At 72.3% G+C, this 1,885-nt stretch carries 1 protein-coding gene; it reads right to left on the reverse strand.

The features are described 5' to 3' along the window. Positions 1–1,758 (reverse strand): DEAD/DEAH box helicase (locus tag QH283_RS23660; RefSeq protein WP_280505138.1); only part of this gene is annotated, 1,758 nt, incomplete at its 3' end. Positions 1,759–1,885: the final 127 nt, after the last annotated feature.

The following is a 1,885-nucleotide window of genomic DNA, read 5'->3' on the forward strand; positions in this document are numbered from 1 at the left end:
CGCGGCGGTCGCGGCCGATCCGGATGCGCGGGTGCGCGCGGCCGACCCGGCGGGGTCGGAGAACGCGGGCGTCGCACCGGTCGCGGCGGTGGCGGTCGAATCCTGCGCCCGTCCGGCGGTCACGGCCCCGGTGTCCTGCGCCGCGGGCTCGGTGCGCGCCGAATCCGCTTGCGCGGCAGCGTCCTTGGAACCGCCGCGACGGCGGCGGCGCCTGCGCCTGCTCGACGAACTCCCGGTCTCCGATGCCGTCTCGTCGGTGCGGGTGTCGGTGGCGGCGCTCTCGGCGGGCACCTCGTGCGCCTCGGAGTCGGTGGGGGCCGACTGCTCGGTCTGCGCGCCGTCGAGCGGCTTGCCGCGCAGCGTGCGCTTGCGGTTGCGCTTGCGCGGGGTGCGGGCGGGCCGCTCCTCCACCACGGCGTCGGCCTCGCGGACGCGCGGCGCCTTGCGGACGGTGCCGGTGACGCCCTCGGGGATGCCGAGGTCGGTGTACAGGTGCGGGGAGCGCGAGTAGGTCTCCACCGGGTCGGGGATGCCGAGGCCGAGGGCGGAGTCGATGGCCGCCCAGCGGTTCAGCTCGTCCCAGTCGATCAGCGTGACCGCGACGCCGGTGCGGCCGGCGCGGCCGGTGCGGCCGATGCGGTGCACGTAGGTCTTCTCGTCCTCGGGGCACTGGTAGTTGATGACGTGGGTGACGTCGTCGATGTCGATGCCGCGCGCGGCCACGTCGGTGGCGACCAGCACGTCGATGACGCCCTTGCGGAACTTGTCCAGCGCCTTCTCGCGCTGCACCTGGTTGAGGTCGCCGTGCACCGCCCCGACCGCGAAACCGCGCTCGGCCAGGTCGTCGGCCACCTTCTGGGCGGTGCGCTTGGTGCGGGTGAAGATCATGGTGGCGCCGCGGCTCTCGGCCTGCAGCACCCGCGCGATCAGCTCGGCCTTGTCCAGCGCGTGCGCGCGGTAGACGAACTGGGTGGTGCGTTCGTGCACCGCCGAGTCGCTCGGCTCCTCGGCCCTGATGTGGGTGGGGCGGGTGAGGAAGGTGCGGGCCAGGGTGATGATCGGGCCGGGCATGGTGGCCGAGAACAGCATGGTCTGGCGGCGCTCGGGGACCATCGTGAGGATGCGCTCGATGTCGGGCAGGAAGCCGAGGTCGAGCATCTCGTCGGCCTCGTCGAGCACGAGCACGCCGATCTTGCCGAGGATCAGATGGTTCTGCTTGGCCAGGTCGAGCAGGCGGCCAGGGGTGCCGACCACCACGTCCACGCCTTCGCGCAGCGCGGCGATCTGGGAGTCGTAGGGGCGGCCGCCGTAGATGGCGGCGACCTTCAGCGCGCCATGATGGTTGCGCAGGTACTTGCCCGCGTGCTCGAGATCCTCGGTGACCTGGATGCACAGCTCGCGGGTCGGGACGATCACCAGCGCGCGCGGGGTGCCGTCCAGGGGCGTGGTGCCGGAGTCGGCGGTGGCCACGCGGTGCAGCAGTGGCACGCCGAAGCCGAAGGTCTTGCCCATGCCGGTGCGGGCCTGGCCGATGAGATCCTCGCCCGCCAGCGCCAGCGGCAGGGTCAGTTCCTGAATGGCGAAGGTGCGCTCGATGCCCCGCTCGGCGAGGGCGCGGACGATTTCGTCGCGCACGCCCAATTCGGCGAAAGTGGGGGCGGTGTGCGTGGTGTCCAGTTCGGCCGTCACCAGGGTGTCCGTCAGACCTGGTTCCTGCTCGACAGTGATCTTGCTCAGGATCGTGCCTTTCCTCGTCATCGCGTCACGCGCGCACGAGGCGTGGGGCGGACCGGCCCGTCCGCGGCGCCCACCTATACGCCAGTGATCTTAACCGTCGCCCCAGCCGGGGTTCGCGTCGCCCCTCCGCTGGGGCTTCGGACGGTGG

This window comes from Nocardia farcinica (assembly GCF_029867845.1).
Taxonomy (GTDB): Bacteria; Actinomycetota; Actinomycetes; order Mycobacteriales; family Mycobacteriaceae; genus Nocardia; species Nocardia farcinica_A.